Annotated in this window: 13 protein-coding genes, 2 tRNA genes and 1 rRNA gene; 3 read left to right on the top strand and 13 right to left on the bottom strand. The window is 52.2% G+C overall.

Annotation, left to right across the window (positions count from 1 at the left end):
• Positions 1 to 17: 17 nt before the first annotated feature.
• From HMPREF2625_RS02315 to dnaA, 13 genes are all read right to left on the bottom strand, one after another.
• Positions 18 to 320 carry a hypothetical protein gene (locus HMPREF2625_RS02315; RefSeq protein ID WP_004005921.1) on the bottom strand — a complete coding sequence of 101 codons (303 nt, stop codon included), beginning with the start codon at positions 318 to 320 and terminating at the stop codon, positions 18 to 20.
• Entirely contained in the window at positions 320 to 1,585 is a 1,266-nt protein-coding gene (locus HMPREF2625_RS02310) for an inorganic phosphate transporter (RefSeq protein WP_070521328.1), read from the bottom strand. The genes HMPREF2625_RS02315 and HMPREF2625_RS02310 overlap by 1 nt, the downstream gene beginning before the upstream one ends.
• 412 nt (positions 1,586 to 1,997) lie before the next feature.
• Positions 1,998 to 2,114 (bottom strand): 5S ribosomal RNA (gene rrf, locus HMPREF2625_RS02305).
• A gap of 3 nt (positions 2,115 to 2,117) precedes the next feature.
• Positions 2,118 to 2,190 (bottom strand) — tRNA-Ala (locus HMPREF2625_RS02300).
• 27 nt (positions 2,191 to 2,217) lie between these two features.
• On the bottom strand, positions 2,218 to 2,331 hold the full coding sequence (locus HMPREF2625_RS10845; RefSeq protein ID WP_115333524.1) for a DUF2648 domain-containing protein: 114 nt from the start codon (positions 2,329 to 2,331) through the stop codon (positions 2,218 to 2,220).
• 22 nt (positions 2,332 to 2,353) lie between these two features.
• Positions 2,354 to 2,427, bottom strand: a tRNA-Ile gene (locus HMPREF2625_RS02295).
• A gap of 196 nt (positions 2,428 to 2,623) precedes the next feature.
• Complete coding sequence (locus HMPREF2625_RS02290; RefSeq protein WP_070521323.1) at positions 2,624 to 3,205, bottom strand: DUF3566 domain-containing protein; 582 nt, start codon at positions 3,203 to 3,205, stop codon at positions 2,624 to 2,626.
• On the bottom strand, positions 3,205 to 5,850 hold the full coding sequence (gene gyrA / locus HMPREF2625_RS02285; RefSeq protein ID WP_070521320.1) for a DNA gyrase subunit A: 2,646 nt from the start codon (positions 5,848 to 5,850) through the stop codon (positions 3,205 to 3,207). The genes HMPREF2625_RS02290 and gyrA overlap by 1 nt, the downstream gene beginning before the upstream one ends.
• A gap of 78 nt (positions 5,851 to 5,928) precedes the next feature.
• Positions 5,929 to 7,989 (bottom strand): DNA topoisomerase (ATP-hydrolyzing) subunit B, encoded by a 2,061-nt coding sequence (gene gyrB, locus HMPREF2625_RS02280; RefSeq protein WP_210394376.1) that lies wholly within the window; start codon positions 7,987 to 7,989, stop codon positions 5,929 to 5,931.
• A 247-nt stretch (positions 7,990 to 8,236) separates the two neighbouring features.
• On the bottom strand, positions 8,237 to 8,902 hold the full coding sequence (locus HMPREF2625_RS02275; RefSeq protein WP_083295593.1) for a DciA family protein: 666 nt from the start codon (positions 8,900 to 8,902) through the stop codon (positions 8,237 to 8,239).
• Positions 8,899 to 10,110, bottom strand: a complete 1,212-nt coding sequence (recF, locus tag HMPREF2625_RS02270; protein ID WP_070521313.1) for a DNA replication/repair protein RecF — start codon at positions 10,108 to 10,110, stop codon at positions 8,899 to 8,901. Before recF ends, HMPREF2625_RS02275 begins: the two co-directional genes overlap by 4 nt.
• Before the next feature lie 66 nt (positions 10,111 to 10,176).
• Positions 10,177 to 11,304: a DNA polymerase III subunit beta gene (dnaN, locus tag HMPREF2625_RS02265; RefSeq protein WP_048752405.1), complete on the bottom strand. Its 1,128-nt coding sequence runs from the start codon at positions 11,302 to 11,304 to the stop codon at positions 10,177 to 10,179.
• Between the two features lie 615 nt (positions 11,305 to 11,919).
• Positions 11,920 to 13,581, bottom strand: a complete 1,662-nt coding sequence (gene dnaA / locus HMPREF2625_RS02260) for a chromosomal replication initiator protein DnaA (protein ID WP_070521309.1) — start codon at positions 13,579 to 13,581, stop codon at positions 11,920 to 11,922.
• Positions 13,582 to 14,025: 444 nt separating this feature from the next.
• On the opposite strand from dnaA, the gene rpmH reads away from it, so the two are divergent.
• The 3 genes from rpmH (at position 14,026) to yidD (ending at position 15,059) form a co-directional block, all read left to right on the top strand.
• Positions 14,026 to 14,163 carry a 50S ribosomal protein L34 gene (gene rpmH, locus HMPREF2625_RS02255; protein ID WP_004005930.1) on the top strand — a complete coding sequence of 46 codons (138 nt, stop codon included), beginning with the start codon at positions 14,026 to 14,028 and terminating at the stop codon, positions 14,161 to 14,163.
• 64 nt (positions 14,164 to 14,227) lie between these two features.
• Positions 14,228 to 14,632: a ribonuclease P protein component gene (gene rnpA, locus HMPREF2625_RS02250; protein ID WP_070521306.1), complete on the top strand. Its 405-nt coding sequence runs from the start codon at positions 14,228 to 14,230 to the stop codon at positions 14,630 to 14,632.
• A complete protein-coding gene (gene yidD, locus HMPREF2625_RS02245; RefSeq protein ID WP_048755430.1) occupies positions 14,613 to 15,059 on the top strand; it encodes a membrane protein insertion efficiency factor YidD in 447 nt (148 codons plus the stop codon). Before rnpA ends, yidD begins: the two co-directional genes overlap by 20 nt.
• The last annotated feature ends 53 nt before the right edge of the window (positions 15,060 to 15,112 follow it).

The following is a 15,112-nucleotide window of genomic DNA, read 5'->3' as shown; positions in this document are numbered from 1 at the left end:
TATCTTCAAGCATGTATTTAGTGACCTCCACCGGTCACACCAAAGATATTCCACCCAAAAGTATGGAAGATGAAATCTTTGGCGACCCACAGAATGCCAATAAACACAATTCCTATGATGATAGCAAATACAACGCTCGCGGCAATCTTTGAACCGCGACTAGGAGGTTGAATCTCGATGAGTTTACCGTCTGCCGTGTACTCGGTATCCCCCGCCAGCAAGCGCATTCCAAAGGCATAGAGTGCTGGCAAACCGGCACCTAAGAAAAGCCCAGCAAGAACAACAGGGACGATCTTTTCAAACAATTCGAAAAGAGACATTATGCACCCGCCTTTTCACGTGCCGGAGAGGGTAATTCAGGAATGTCTTGATTATCGCTTTGGCGACTCTCAAGAGTTTCGTCCTGAGTCTTCTCAGTCTCCCCACCCTTGGTGTCGTTCCAGTCGGCGGTTACGTTCGATGCGTCCACAGCATCCTTCTGGGAATGGCGCCACATCCAGATACTAAAGGCCAGCAGGATCAAGAAGACAACCAACTCGCCCACGTGATGAGTGTTCGTCAGGTTATTCAGTCCCGTACCAATCAGCCACGTAATAGCACCGATAGCGGCAGCGGCGGGAAGAGTAATAACCCAGGCGATCACCATACGCCCGGCAACACCCCAGCGTACTTCTGCACCTTTACGACCCAAACCGGTACCCAGAATTGAGCCGGTAGCAACATGGGTGGTCGAAAGTGCCATGCCAAAGTGCGAAGAGGTCAGAATAATTGCTGCGGAGGCTCCGTCGGCGGCTACGCCCTGCGGGGTATCAACTTCCACAATGCCCTTGCCTAGGGTGCGGATAATGCGCCAGCCACCCAGGTAGGTACCCAAGGCAATGGCTATGGCACAGGATGCTTTGACCCAGAACGGGATAGCATCGTCGTCTTTTACGGTACCGGAAGCAACTAGGGCTAGGAAGATCACGCCCATAGTTTTCTGCGCATCGTTGGTGCCGTGCGCCAAGGACATAAGGGATGCGGTACCCACCTGACCCCAACGGAATCCGTTGGTCTTCTTATCATCAGATACCGGCGAGGCGACGCGGTAGACCAGCCATGTACCCACCGTAGAAACAAGAGCCGCCACAACCGGGGACATCACGGCGGGAATTACGATCTTGGAAACAACGCCTTCCCACTGCACACCATTGAGCCCCATAGCGGCGAGCGCGGAGCCGATCAAACCGCCGAAAAGAGCGTGGGAAGAACTGGAGGGAAGCCCAAAAAGCCAGGTCAGCACATTCCAGAGAATACCGCCTACAAGGCCGGTAAAGACGATCAACATAAGATCGGCGCCGTTGGTACTGATATCAATCCTGTCAAGGTTTACCAGCCCTTTACCGACGGTTTTAGCAACCTCAACGGATAGAAAGGCACCCACTAGGTTCAGCGATGCTGACAACGCCACCGCTGTCTTAGGCTTAAGCGCACCGGTAGCGATGGAGGTCGCCATCGCGTTTCCGGTATCGTGAAAGCCGTTTGTGAAGTCGAAGGCTAGTGCCGTCAACACCACAATCACGAGGATGATAAGTTCAGTAGTCACATTTTGATTATGGAATGTCTCGCGTAAAATCTAAAGTATTCTTCCCCGAAACGAAATAACACTTAAAACAACATAAACCAACACAATGCCTGTGGGCTACAATGCCTCATCTTGACCTAAAAACCCGAGAAATAAAGGATATACGAATAATAAATCCACTGTATACCACGAGTCTCTTCCATGGTTTTCTGTGGTTTATAGCGTTTCCTAAGATTCTCCCCAACAGCAGGTCTCCTCATGTATAACACGTGTTCATCTACTGTTCATGTAGATGCGAGGATTTATGACGCAGCGCGATTATAAGGTTTGTAATTCTATCTAGGAACACTACATATTCGAGAGAATTCAGCGGCATTTTGGTGATAAAACGAAGGACCCCGAGTTCTATGCTCGGGGTCCTTTTCTAAAACTAGTCCGGCGACAACCTACTCTCCCACACCCATCAAAGTGCAGTACCATCAGCGCAAAGAGGCTTAGCTACTGGGTTCGGAATGGAACCAGGCGTTTCCCTCTCACTATAATCACCGAAACGTGGAGGCGAGGGGACTCGAACCCCTAACCCTCTGCTTGCAAAGCAGATGCGCTACCAATTGCGCCACGCCCCCGCATTAGCGGAAAATCGCTATGAAGTTCTAAATGGAATCTGTAGATTCCTGCCAGGCCTGACGGACCTGCTGCGACTGAACCTTTTTGAAGCCCAGAAATGCCACGATCGAGACAGCCGCAAGAACAAAGAGCTTTTTCATAGCAACCTTTCGTCATGGAGAGTGGGCGTACCAAGACTTGAACTTGGGACCTCTTCGTTATCAGCGAAGCGCTCTAACCGCCTGAGCTATACGCCCTCCCATTCCGGCGGAATTCTCCGCAAGAACGAAATATAACTATACAGATGTTTTACCCTGTTGCCAAATCTCTTAGATGTGCATTACAACACAGACAGAATCCCCATAAAACCAGAAAACCGGGGGGAGTATCACTCCGATACTCACCCCGGTCGATAACGCACAAAGACGGCGGTCTTAGATACTCAGGACTATCTTATGATTCGTCACTGAGGGTCAGCGTAATACCACCCACGAGCTTAGCGGCCAAGTTATACAAAATTGCGCCGATCATACTCAAAAGCGTAAAGATAACGGTGTTAATGACCGACAGAATAGTCGTTGCCAAAGCCACCTGACCGATATTGACCATCTGGGTAATATCAATATTGGTGTTACCGGTACCCATGGAGGTTAAGATCTGGTTCACGCCGGTAAAAGCACCCGAGGCCTGCAAGAAAAGCCAGAGGATTACCGAAGCCACAATGGTCACAATGCCCAGAGCCATAGAGAGCAGGAAGACCATCTTCGCAACCGACCAGGTATCAATTCGCTGAACTACCAGACGAGCGCGGCGAATACGCGAGCGTGGAACCGGGCGGATAGACTGGCGTCGTTGTCCCTTGTTTTTAGGGCGCGCACCATTGGCGGGACGCTTCGCAGAACGCTGCTGTGATGAACCACCAGGCTTAGATGCGTTGCTTTGCCGGTTAGAAGCATTCGTACCGCCCGCAGGGGTTCCCTGTGCTGCGGGTGCCGTTTGTTTTCCTGGAGCCGACCCCTGTGGGTTTGCGCTCATTAGTTACCTCCGTCTACATCGGTGGATGCGGTGGTTGGCTTATTTTCTTGCGTATCCACCACCTCGGAATTTATCACAGATTCTTCTGTGGCTTCCACCTCAGCGTCGTCTTCTTTCTGTTCATCTAGCTGGCGATCTTGGTTACGAGCAATACCAATAATGCTATCGCCCTTACCCGGCTTCGCAAAGATAACACCCATAGTGTCGCGTCCCTTGGCAGGAACTTCGCTCACATTGGTGCGAACAACCTTACCGCTCTGCATCACAACGAGCACCTCATCGTTCTCAGATACGATCAGGCCACCCACAAGAGCGCCACGACCTTCCACAAGCTTAGCAACCTTAATACCGAAACCGTTACGACCCTGAACGCGATATCCCTCAACGTGAGTACGCTTAGCGTATCCGCCCTCGGTCACTACGAACACGAAGGACTCAGGGATAACAACCTGTGCCGAGATCAGTTCATCACCGTCACGGAACTTCATACCGGTCACGCCCGAAGTCGAACGCCCCATAGGACGCAGAGACTCATTGTTAGCGTGGAAGCGCAGCGACATACCATTGCGCGAGATCAGCAGAATATCATCTTCGGGGGAGACGAGGAATGCAGAGACCACTTCGTCATCATCACGCAGGTTAATCGCGATTAGACCGGCGGTACGGTTCGTATCATAGTCGCTCAGGCGAGATTTCTTGACCAATCCGCCCTTCGTGGCAAGAACCAGGTACTCGGCATCCTCATAGGTCTTCAGATCCATGACCTGGGCAATATGCTCATCCGGCTGGAATTCCAGAAGGTTTGCCAAATGCTGTCCCTTGGCATCACGCCCAGCCTCTTGCAATTCATAGCCCTTGGTGCGGTATACGCGCCCCAAGTTAGTGAAGAACAGAATCCAGCTGTGCGTGGTGGTCACGAAGAAGTGCTCCACAACATCGTCGCCGCGCAGCTGAGCGCCTCGAATACCCTTACCGCCGCGATGTTGGCTGCGGTACTGGTCGCTGCGGGTGCGTTTGATGTATCCGCCGCGGGTAATCGTTACGACGACTTCTTCCTCAGGAATAAGGTCTTCCATCGACATATCACCGTTGAAACCGCGCAGAATCTCGGTACGGCGATCATCGCCATAGCGATTCACAATCTCGCCTAGTTCCTCGGAAATAATCTCGCGCTGGCGATCTTCAGAGGCAATAATCGCGTTATATTCCGAAATGAGGCGCTGCAGCTCATCGTGGCGATCCTGAATCTTCTGGCGTTCCAGAGCCGCTAGACGACGAAGCTGCATATTCAGAATTGCCTGAGCCTGCGCTTCATCAATATCCAGGAAGTCCATCAAGGCCGAACGAGCTTCATCGGCTGTGGGGGAGCGGCGGATAAGCGCAATAACCTCATCCAGAGCGTCCAGAGCCTTGAGCAGACCGCGCAGAATATGTGCTTCTTCCTCAGCCTGACGCAAACGGTACCGAGTACGACGCACAATCACATCCATCTGGTGGTTTACCCAGTGGCGGATGAAGGCATCAAGCGAGAGAGTGCGCGGAACGCCATCTACAATCGCCAGCATATTGGCGGAGAAGTTCTCCTGCAGCTGGGTGTGCTTATACAGGTTGTTGAGTACAACCTTGGGCACGGCATCGCGTTTGAGCACGATCACGAGGCGCTGACCGGTACGGCCTGAGGTTTCATCACGCAGGTCGGAAATTCCGGTGACTTTACCTTCCTTAATCAGGTCGGCAATCTTAATCGCCAGGTTATCAGGGTTTGCCTGGTATGGCAGCTCGGTCACCACAAGGCAAGTGCGCCCGTGGATCTCTTCGACATTGACGACTGCGCGCATCGTAATGGAACCGCGGCCGGTGCGGTAAGCATCCTCAATGCCCTTAGTACCCAAAATGGTGGCACCGGTGGGGAAGTCCGGTCCCTTAATACGTTCCATAAGAGCACCCAGAAGCTCTTCATTCGTGGCGTTCGGGTTCTTAAGGAACCATTCCACACCTGCGGCAACTTCACGCAGGTTATGTGGGGGAATATTGGTTGCCATACCCACGGCGATACCCGAAGACCCGTTGATCAACAGGTTCGGGATGCGCGCTGGCAGTACCGTGGGTTCAAGCGATTTACCGTCATAGTTAGGCTGGAAATCGACGGTATCTTCGTTGATGTCACGTACCATCTCCAAGGCGATAGGTGCCATCTTCGTCTCGGTATAACGCGGAGCCGCAGCGCCGTCATTACCGGGGGAACCGAAGTTACCCTGACCGAGCGCCAGGGGATAGCGCATCGTCCAACCCTGAATTAAACGTACTAGTGCATCGTAAATAGCCCTGTCGCCGTGAGGGTGGAATTGACCCATCACATCGCCAACGATGCGGGCGCATTTATTGAAAGCACGGTCGGGGCGATAACCGCCGTCGTACATTCCATAGATCACGCGACGATGTACCGGTTTAAGACCGTCGCGTACATCCGGTAGGGCACGACCGATAATAACCGCCATCGCGTAATCCAGATAAGAACGCTGCATCTCGGTCTGCAGGTCGATCTGCTCAATATTACCGTGGGGATTATCGATCAGAATCTCACCGCGGTTAGTGGCGACCTCGATATCGATATCTGGGTTTTCGCTTTGGTGTTCTTCACTCATAGTTGTTCCGTTCCTCTGTGACTCTCTCGCTTATATTCCGTTTGGGAAATATAGCCAACTGGCTATATGCCAAACCCTTTAGATATCGAGGAATCGAATGTCTTTGGCGTTCTGCTGAATAAAGTCGCGGCGGGCTTCCACATCTTCGCCCATCAGAACCGAGAAGATCTGATCGGCTGCAGCGGCATCTTCCATCTTCACCTGAAGCAGGGTACGACGCTGCGGATCCATCGTGGTATCCCACAGTTCGGTGTAGTCCATCTCGCCCAGGCCCTTATAACGCTGAATGCCGTTGTCTTTGGGTAGACGCTGATTCTTTACCTGGCCGCGTGCCAAAGCCTCATCTCGCTCGGCATCAGAGAACACATAATCATGCGGGGCATTTGACCACTTGATGCGATACAGCGGAGGCTGTGCCAAATACACATATCCGGCTTCGATGAGCGGGCGCATAAAGCGGAAGAGCAGGGTCAGCAGCAGGGTGGTGATATGTTGACCGTCCACATCGGCATCAGCCATGAGAACGATCTTGTGGTAGCGAGCCTTCTCCAGGTCGAAATCATCGCCAATACCGGTGCCGAAGGCCGTAATCATAGCCTGAATCTCAGCATTGGAAAGCGCTCGGTCAAGACGGGCACGCTCCACGTTGAGGATCTTACCGCGCAGCGGCAAAATAGCTTGGCTATTTGGATCGCGCCCCTGCACCGCCGAACCACCAGCGGAGTCACCCTCCACCAGATAAATTTCGGAGATCGACGGGTCCTTTGAGGCGCAGTCCTTGAGTTTACCGGGCATGGAGCTGGTTTCCAGCAGACCCTTACGCCGAGTCGTTTCTCGCGCTTTACGTGCCGCCATACGTGCCTGTGCCGCCGTAATAGCACGGCGCACCACATCCTTGGCGACGGCGGGGTTACGATCGAACCAATCGGCCATATGATCGTTAATCTCGCGCTGGGTAAAGGATTTTGCTTCGGAGTTACCGAGCTTTGTCTTTGTTTGCCCTTCGAACTGCGGCTCGGAAATCTTAATCGAAATAACCGCGGTCAGACCCTCACGCACGTCTTCACCGGTGAGGTTATCGTCTTTATCACGGAGCAGTTTATTCTCGCGAGCATAACGATTCACCAGAGACGTCAACGCAGCACGGAAACCCTCTTCATGAGTACCGCCTTCGTGAGTGTTGATCGTATTCGCATAGGAGTGCACCGATTCTTTATAAGAACCGGTCCACTGCATAGCCACCTCAAGCGCCATATGACGCACGGTGTCTTCAGCCTCAAAGTAGATAATATCTTCGTTAATAACGGTTTTTGAACCCGCGTTGAGGAAGTGCACGTAGTCGAAAAGACCATTATCGTAACGATAGGTGACCGTGCGGTGCCCTTCGGAGTTTGCGCCTACACGGTTAAGGGGAAGAATTTTATCTTTTTCATCCTCTTCTTCGGCAACCTCATCGCCCCCCTCAAACTGGTCACGCTCATCGGTGAGAGAAATTGTCAATCCCTTGTTCAGGAACGCCATCTGCTGGAACCTGGCACGCAGAGTCTCAAAATCAAACTCAACGGTCTCAAAAATCTCGGGATCAGGGTAGAACGTCTGAATAGTACCGGTCTTCTGAGAGGCTTTACCGCGGCGCAGGGGACCATCAGGAATACCACCGTTAGCAAAAGAAATGTGCCAGGAATAACCCTGACGGTGGACTTCGGTTATAACCTTTTTTGAGAGCGCATTAACGACAGAAATACCCACGCCGTGCAAACCACCAGAAACGGCATATCCGCCGCCGCCGAATTTACCGCCAGCGTGAAGAACAGTCATAACGACCTCGACCGTGGATTTATGCTCGGTCGGATGCTCATCCACGGGAATACCGCGGCCATCATCTTGAACGCGCACGCCACCATCGGCCTGAATTGTAACTTCAATATGGCTTGCGTAGCCTGCGAGCGCCTCATCTACGGAGTTATCGACCACCTCGTAGACCAGATGGTGTAGACCACGTTCGGTTGTCGAGCCGATATACATACCGGGACGTTTACGAACCGCTTCCAGACCCTCCAAAACGGTAATGTCAGATGCGCCGTATTCATGGGGTTGTTCAGATGTCACGAGTGCGTAACTCCTTGGGGTAGATCTCATGCCCGGTGATGTATCACCGCTGCACCCCGACGAGCGCAGCATCAGCATATTCTTTTCTATTCTACCGAATTTCACGACTTTACGCCCATATTTTGAAGGGCGTGGAACAGCTTATTTCGAATATACAGCCTTCTAAGGCTTTTCTGAGCATACTCACCCCGGTATGCGGTGGGGGATATATACCGTACCGTTATCTTCGTTTCCGGCGATTTAGGCCCTTATGACGCAAAAGTGTCAAATAAGCGGGTTATCCGTAGGTATCTCGTACCCCTCGACCTCCCGGTGCCCGTTTAGGGCCGCGCGATGCCCAGCGCCCATTATTCGGCCCATAAATACGGATGTTCGTCACTACGCCTTCGCCGAGCTCACGCGCGAACATCTGCACAATCTGATTGCGCATGAGCCTAAGCTGCGTTGCCCACGCGGTCGAATCGCATTGCACATCGACCACGGCATTCTCAAAGCGCGTGGGTTTAGCGTGCGTGGCAAGTTCGGGCCCAACGAGTTCACTCCATCGTGCCATGACGCTGGAGACCGCCACGGGTTCTTTCCACCCGCGAGATCGAATCAGGTACGAGATCACGCCGTCAAGCGGTTTAGGATCGCGAGAATCTTCTCCAGAGGCGGTATAGCCGCCCAACGCACGCATATCGACCCGCTGGGCGCGAGTTTTCCGCTGTCCCGGTTCGGCGCTCATGGCAGAGCCAAATTCACGAAGAATCTTCTTTGCCGAGAATGCGTTGAGTCGCCCCTCGCCGCGGGCGGCTGCGGCGGCGCGCATCCGTTCTACCATGGCGGCGGGGGCATCGACCTCATCACGATAGTATTCTTGCTCGGGATCAAGCGAAGATTCTTCATGATTCGATGCTTGCGTGCCTATTTCCTCACCGTCATCCCAGAGTTTCTCGCTCATGAGGACAAATCCTCAGTCTGCGGTGCTTCTATGGTTTCAGTCACATATTCGGCGTGAGCGGCACTCACCCGCACTAAGCGGTACGTCCCCAATTCCTCGGGAATATCGCTCAGTACGGCGCTGGTGAGCAAAACCTGTTCTGCCTGGGCTACTAAAGCACCGAGACGGTGACGCCGTTCTGAATCTAGCTCGGCAAAAACATCGTCAAGAATAAGAATGGGGGAGGACCCGGGGGAATCATCGTCGGCACGATGCACAAACCAGGAAGCCAACCGCAAAGAAAGCGCAACCGACCAGCTTTCTCCATGGGAAGCAAATTGTTTAACAGCTAACCCGCCCAAAAGCAGCGTTATATCGTCCCGATGCGGGCCTACCAGAGTTACCCCGCGTTCCAGTTCGGCGGTACGGCGCTCGCGCAAGCGCTGCGTCATCGCATCTTTAATGTCGTCGATGCTCATACGCGAAACATGTTCGAGTCCTCGCTCGGTAATCTCCGGAAAAACCGTCGAATCGTAGGTGAATGAGATGTCCTTTGACCCGTCGGTAAGCCCGGCGTAGGCGCGCCGCAAGTGGGGAAGCAAAAGCCATAGAACACGAAATCGTGCTGCGAGGAGCTGTGCCCCTAGCTGCGCTAATTGTTCCGACCACACATCAAGGGTGTGCATCGCGTTTTCATCGTCTGCCGCTGAGGATCCGCGGCGCTGCAATGTTTTCAACAGCGAATTGCGCTGGCGCAAAATGCGTTCGTATTCCTGACGGTACCCGGAAACAACGGGTCGCAGCGAAACCGCTAAATCATCAATAAAACGGCGTCGTCCCGCGGGTTCACCCTTGACGAGCTGCAAATCTTCGGGGGAGAACAACACGGTGCGCGTAATCCCTAAGGCTTCACGGGCGCGCACGGGAGCGGCTCGATTGATGCGCACCCGGTTGCTCGCGCCGGGTGCTATCTCGAATTCGGTGACAGTTTGTTGTGAACCGCGCACCGTGCGCACACGAATATAGGCTCGGGATGCGCCCACCCGCACGAGCGGACCATCATGGCTTACGCGGTGCGAGGAAAGATTCGCGGTGTAGTCTATAGCCTCAATAATATTGGTTTTTCCAACACCGTTAGGCCCTAAAAAAACGGTAACTCCGGCGCTCAGCGGTAGGTTGAGAAGGGGGTAGGTGCGGTAATCAAGAAGCGAAAGATGATCAAGATACACAATACCCCCTTCTATAAAAATGAATGTTTATTCTAATTTTCTATGCCCCGGCGCCGAAACGCACAATTAGTTAGCGGGCAAGCGAATCGGCTGAACCAGGTACCGGTAGCTAAGATCTTCTTCACTCAGCGGTTCATCCTGACCGGAGAGCACAGCAGGTTTAGGAGCCTCAGTGAAGGAGAAACGTACAAAATCGGTATCAAAGGCTCCCAATCCCTCCGAAAGGTACGTGGGGTTGTATGCCACCGTAATTTCGTGACCGTCCAGCTGTGCGGGCATCGATTCGGATGCGCGAGCCTCATCGCCACGCCCGGCATCGATCGAGACCTGTCCGTCTTCGGTGAACTGTAGACGCAGGGGAGTGTTACGTTCCGCCACGAGGGAAATACGGCGCGCCGCCTCCGCCAAATCTGATGTACGAACCACAGCATGAACCGCGGTTTCGGTTGGGAAGAGGGCACGAAGATTCGGGTACTGACCGTCCATGAGAACACTCGTGGTTCGGCGGGATCCCGCAGAAAAACCGATAAGATCGCCATTTTCAGGAAGTGCGATAGAAAGCTCTCCTGAGCTTGAGAGGGTACGCCCCACCTCGGTCATGGTTTTGGCCTTGAGCAGAACCGCAGCCTCAATTTCAGGGTTCTCAGGATTCCAGGTAATTTCGCGCATCGCTAGGCGATACCGGTCAGTAGCAAGAAGAGTCATGGTTGAACCGGAGATTTCCAGGCGAATACCGGTAAGCAACGGCAAAGTTTCGTCTTTGGAAACCGCAATCTGAACCTGGGAGACAGCCTTAGCGAATTCCGCGCCATCAACGGTACCGGAAATCTGCGGTAGTTCGGGAAGCTCCGGATAGTCCGCCACCGGCATACCCGCCAGCTGGAACTTTGCGGAACGACAGGTCATAAAGATTGTGGAGTCATTAGCCACGAACTCAACGTCTGCGTTAGGCAGCGAGCGACAAATTTCGGCAAGCATCTTACCCGGTACTAAACAGGTTCCTTCCTGCTCTACCGACGCCTCGATCGTCTGCTTCGCACTGATTTCATGATCGAAGCTCGAAATAGAAACTTCACCACTTTCAGCTTTGATGAGAAGGCCGTTGAGCACGGGAGAGGTGGGACGAAGAGGTAGCGAGCGTGCGGTCCAGCCAACCGCCTCGGCAAGTACGTCACGTTCAACGGTAAATTTCATCAAAGAGCCTTTCGGTGATGAAGCAAACGGGTTTGAAAAACAACGATGATGAGCTCACGGATGCGTATGGAATTGAGAACCCGACATCGTGCGTGTGTAGTTTATGCAAAACTGCATAATCCATCCTACCGGATACAGGTTCGTCAAGGAGAGGGTACAGGTTAGTTCCGCTCAGAGGGTTTAGAAAATTTTGTAATTACATCTTTAGAAAGGCAGATCATGCAGGACAGCTTCAGAAAGTTATGGAAATTGTAATTACAAAAATCTGGTGCTGTTGTCTTATCACCGTAGTCAAGACAGTTGGATACTGCGTTCGATTGGACCTGCGGGGGTGCACTTCATGTTATGTGAGGGTGTTTTCTTTAAAATACAGTAATGTTAATAACCCCTGTGGATATCGTGGAAAAACCAGAATTTCCCTGTAAAATCAAGGAAAACCCCTGTGGATATTAAGTGGACAAAAATTAGCGTTTCTGAGGATGTATTGTGTATGGATATTTATACATCTATCTTCGTCCACACACTATGAATAATCATGCACTTAATATCCACTTAACACGTCGGTTTAACGCACATGTTATCCACAGGCTGTTTAAACCTTGAAATTCCGGGGAACTACCGGCTTTCACGCTGATCCTGCTTGATTTTGTTCGTCAAATCGGTGACCTGGTTAAAGGTAGTGCGTCGTTCAGCCATTTGTGCCCCCACCTTCCGTACCGCGTGCATAACCGTTGTGTGGTCGCGGCCGCCTAATTCCTGCCCGATGCGCGGCAACGACATATCCGTAAGCTCACGCAGTAAGTACATGGCAATCTGACGCGCATTTGTGAGGGTTCGAGTGCGGGATTTTGACCGCAGATCCTCTAGAGTCACATCGAAATAGGAAGCCGTAGTCGCCAGCACTTGTCCCGAGGTAATTTCGGTATCGCCCGCATCTGTAATGAGATCCTTGAGCACAACTTCGGCTAAAGCAACATCGACGGGCTGCTTATTAAGCGAGGCGAATGCCGTTACACGAATGAGCGCGCCCTCCAACTCGCGGATATTCGCCGTAATATGCGATGCGATATATTCCATCACATCATCGGGAACGTTGAGCGATTCACTCTGTGCCTTCTTGCGCAAAATAGCGATACGAGTCTCCAACTCGGGAGGCTGAACATCGGTAATCAGACCCCACTCGAAGCGCGAACGCATACGTTCAGCAAACCCGGTGAGCTGTTTTGGCGGCAGATCAGAGGTAATCACAACCTGCTTTTGGTGATTATGCAGGGCGTTGAAAGTATGAAAGAACTCTTCCTGCGTATGTTCTTTACCCGCCAAAAACTGGATATCGTCGATCAGAAGCATATCGACATTGCGATAAATCTGTTTGAAAGATGACCCTTCATCGTCACGAATCGAATTGATGAAATCGTTCGTGAATTCCTCAGAATTTACATACCGCACGCGCAAGCTCGGGAAAAGATGCTTGGCATAGTGCCCGATCGCGTGCAGGAGATGGGTTTTACCCAGCCCCGAATCGCCATAAATAAAGAGGGGGTTATAGGCTTGGGCGGGAGACTCAGAAACAGCAAATGCTGCGGCGTGTGCAAACCGGTTAGACTGACCAATCACAAAAGTATCGAAGGTGTAATTTGGGTTCAGACGCGCCGAAGAATCCCACCCGGAATCCGAAGAAACAGCGGTATGAGTATCTGCGGCTGGGGAAGAAATATCCTCAGTCTCTGCAGGAGAAGAAATCGGTTGAGCGGAAACGGCAGAATCCATGTGATGAGGCGTGTGTACTTCGGAAAATTCGGTGGGGGAGGGGGAAGAATTCTGCGGGCGCTCGGCAAAAATGGCGGGATCAACCGGTGACGCTGTCGGTGCATCGGCAACGGGTACATCCGCAGTTTGATGAGGCGGTACAGGGGTGTGGAGCTCGGCCTCAACCTCATGAAGCGGGGGCATAGGAGAATCATCTTCGATCTGCGGTATCGAAGGTGAAACCGTCTGAGATGTTTGCGCAAGCGATTCATCAATCGTGAAAGCCTCTGATACACCGGGACCAAAAACGGTGGTCAGAGCCTGTTGGAAGGGCGCCTTGAGCTGAGACTGAAAAATATTGCGGGTTAGTTCGCTGGGAACGGCAATCAGAAGAACGGTTCCCACGAAAGCCTGAGGTTGCGCAAGACTCACAAAACCACGCAGACGCTGAGAGACCTCAGGATTTGCTTGCAGAATGCTTATGACCTGTTCCCAGCGTTCCTGAAGCTGCGTGTGCTCAGCGTTCATCAGTGGTTCCCCTCGTAAAGATGACAAAGATATGTACCGATTCTACCGTAGGTTATACACATCATAAATAGCTTATCCACAGGAGTTATACACAATGTGGAAAAAATGTGTCTTTCCTGAGGATAAACGGTTGAAAAATTCTTGAATTTCGTTATTTTTCCTTGATATATCAAGGAAATTAAGTGTATATCAAGGATGTGGAAAACTGTGGATATAATGTTTTGAATGCTCGTTGAGAACACCTGTGGATAGTCTAATCCCCACAACCTGGGGATAACCTGGGGTTATGTGTGGGGCGGATTAACTTGCTTTGTAGCATAGACTCTTCTAAAGTTGTTCTGTTGTATGTGTACCGCCTACCTCGAAGTGTCGAGGTACCATCGGGCACGAAAAAGCTTAGAAATCCTAGCCAGCGGGTAGGATTTTGTGTCCAAGGAGATAAGTATGAGTAAACGTACTTTCCAGCCGAATAACCGCCGTCGTGCGAAGAAACACGGTTTCCGTCTTCGTATGCGCACTCGTGCCGGTCGTTCTATCCTGTCGAACCGTCGTTCCAAGGGTCGTTCCAAGCTTTCGGCATAAAGAACTCAGCAAAACCCGCTAACGCATTTGTGTTAGCGGGTTTTCCACTACAGGGAAGGAAAACGTGCTGCCAATCCAGCACCGGATGCGCACCAGCTCCCAATTTTCCACGGCTTTTCGTTCCGGTACCCGCTCAGGGCGCCGGAACTTAGTTGTATATACGGCTCAAAAACCCGGAAATACAACCCGGATAGGTTTCATTGTGTCAAAAGCCGTCGGAAATGCTGTGACTCGTAACCGTGTTAAACGGCGTTTGCGTGAACTCGCTGCCGCAACCGTTAGCGCCTACCCGCAGGGACTGTATATTGCCGTGCGGGCGCTTCCCGCATCCGCTGGAGCGAACTGGGAAGAATTGCGTGCAGACTATCGAGGTGCCCTAGAATCCTCCCTGAAAAAACTTGACCGTCAAGATCAACGCTGCAATGTTGAAAACCGTGGGGGAGGGGACTATGAACCATCGTCGATGTGATGAGCGTTTTCACCCTCATCACAGCAGCACACACCATCCCCACACCCATCAGCTTGATCCCGATGAACGCCTCGCACAAGCGCCCCATGAGTTTGTGCATCCGGTATCTTTTTTACATGCGGTCTACACCTTGCCGCAGAATATTCTGATTGGGCTTATTAAGGCTTACCGTAAAGTCGTATCCCCACTCTATGGGGATGTGTGCCGGTATTATCCGACCTGCTCTGCCTACGGGTTAGAAGCGGTCACCACTCACGGAGCCCTCGGCGGTCTCAGCCTGACCGTGCGGCGCATCCTGCGGTGTAATCCCTGGGCAACCGGCGGAGTCGACCCTGTCCCGCCCGGAAAACGAACCTTTGCCTCCGGTCAGGAACCTAAAATTATGCTCCTGAACCATCCCCTAGAAACTCACTCGAACAACCACTAACGGTTGTCGAGATTCCTACAAAGACTTAGCCGAGTCATAAGGAGAAAAACTCC

The organism is Rothia sp. HMSC064D08 (assembly GCF_001809525.1).
Classification (GTDB): domain Bacteria; phylum Actinomycetota; class Actinomycetes; order Actinomycetales; family Micrococcaceae; genus Rothia; species Rothia dentocariosa.
This window is presented reverse-complemented; position numbering and strand designations above follow the sequence as displayed.

Bases quoted from the DNA above. Each gene is read 5' to 3' on its own strand.
- yidD (WP_048755430.1), top strand. From the start codon at position 14,613: ATGAACCATCGTCGATGTGATGAGCGTTTTCACCCTCATCACAGCAGC.
- HMPREF2625_RS10845 (WP_115333524.1), bottom strand. From the start codon at position 2,331: ATGAAAAAGCTCTTTGTTCTTGCGGCTGTCTCGATCGTGGCATTTCTG.
- gyrB (WP_210394376.1), bottom strand. From the start codon at position 7,989: ATGAGATCTACCCCAAGGAGTTACGCACTCGTGACATCTGAACAACCC.
- HMPREF2625_RS02290 (WP_070521323.1), bottom strand. From the start codon at position 3,205: ATGAGCGCAAACCCACAGGGGTCGGCTCCAGGAAAACAAACGGCACCC.
- dnaA (WP_070521309.1), bottom strand. From the start codon at position 13,581: ATGAACGCTGAGCACACGCAGCTTCAGGAACGCTGGGAACAGGTCATA.
- HMPREF2625_RS02275 (WP_083295593.1), bottom strand. From the start codon at position 8,902: ATGAGCGAGAAACTCTGGGATGACGGTGAGGAAATAGGCACGCAAGCA.
- dnaN (WP_048752405.1), bottom strand. From the start codon at position 11,304: ATGAAATTTACCGTTGAACGTGACGTACTTGCCGAGGCGGTTGGCTGG.
- HMPREF2625_RS02315 (WP_004005921.1), bottom strand. From the start codon at position 320: ATGTCTCTTTTCGAATTGTTTGAAAAGATCGTCCCTGTTGTTCTTGCT.
- rpmH (WP_004005930.1), top strand. From the start codon at position 14,026: ATGAGTAAACGTACTTTCCAGCCGAATAACCGCCGTCGTGCGAAGAAA.
- gyrA (WP_070521320.1), bottom strand. From the start codon at position 5,850: ATGAGTGAAGAACACCAAAGCGAAAACCCAGATATCGATATCGAGGTC.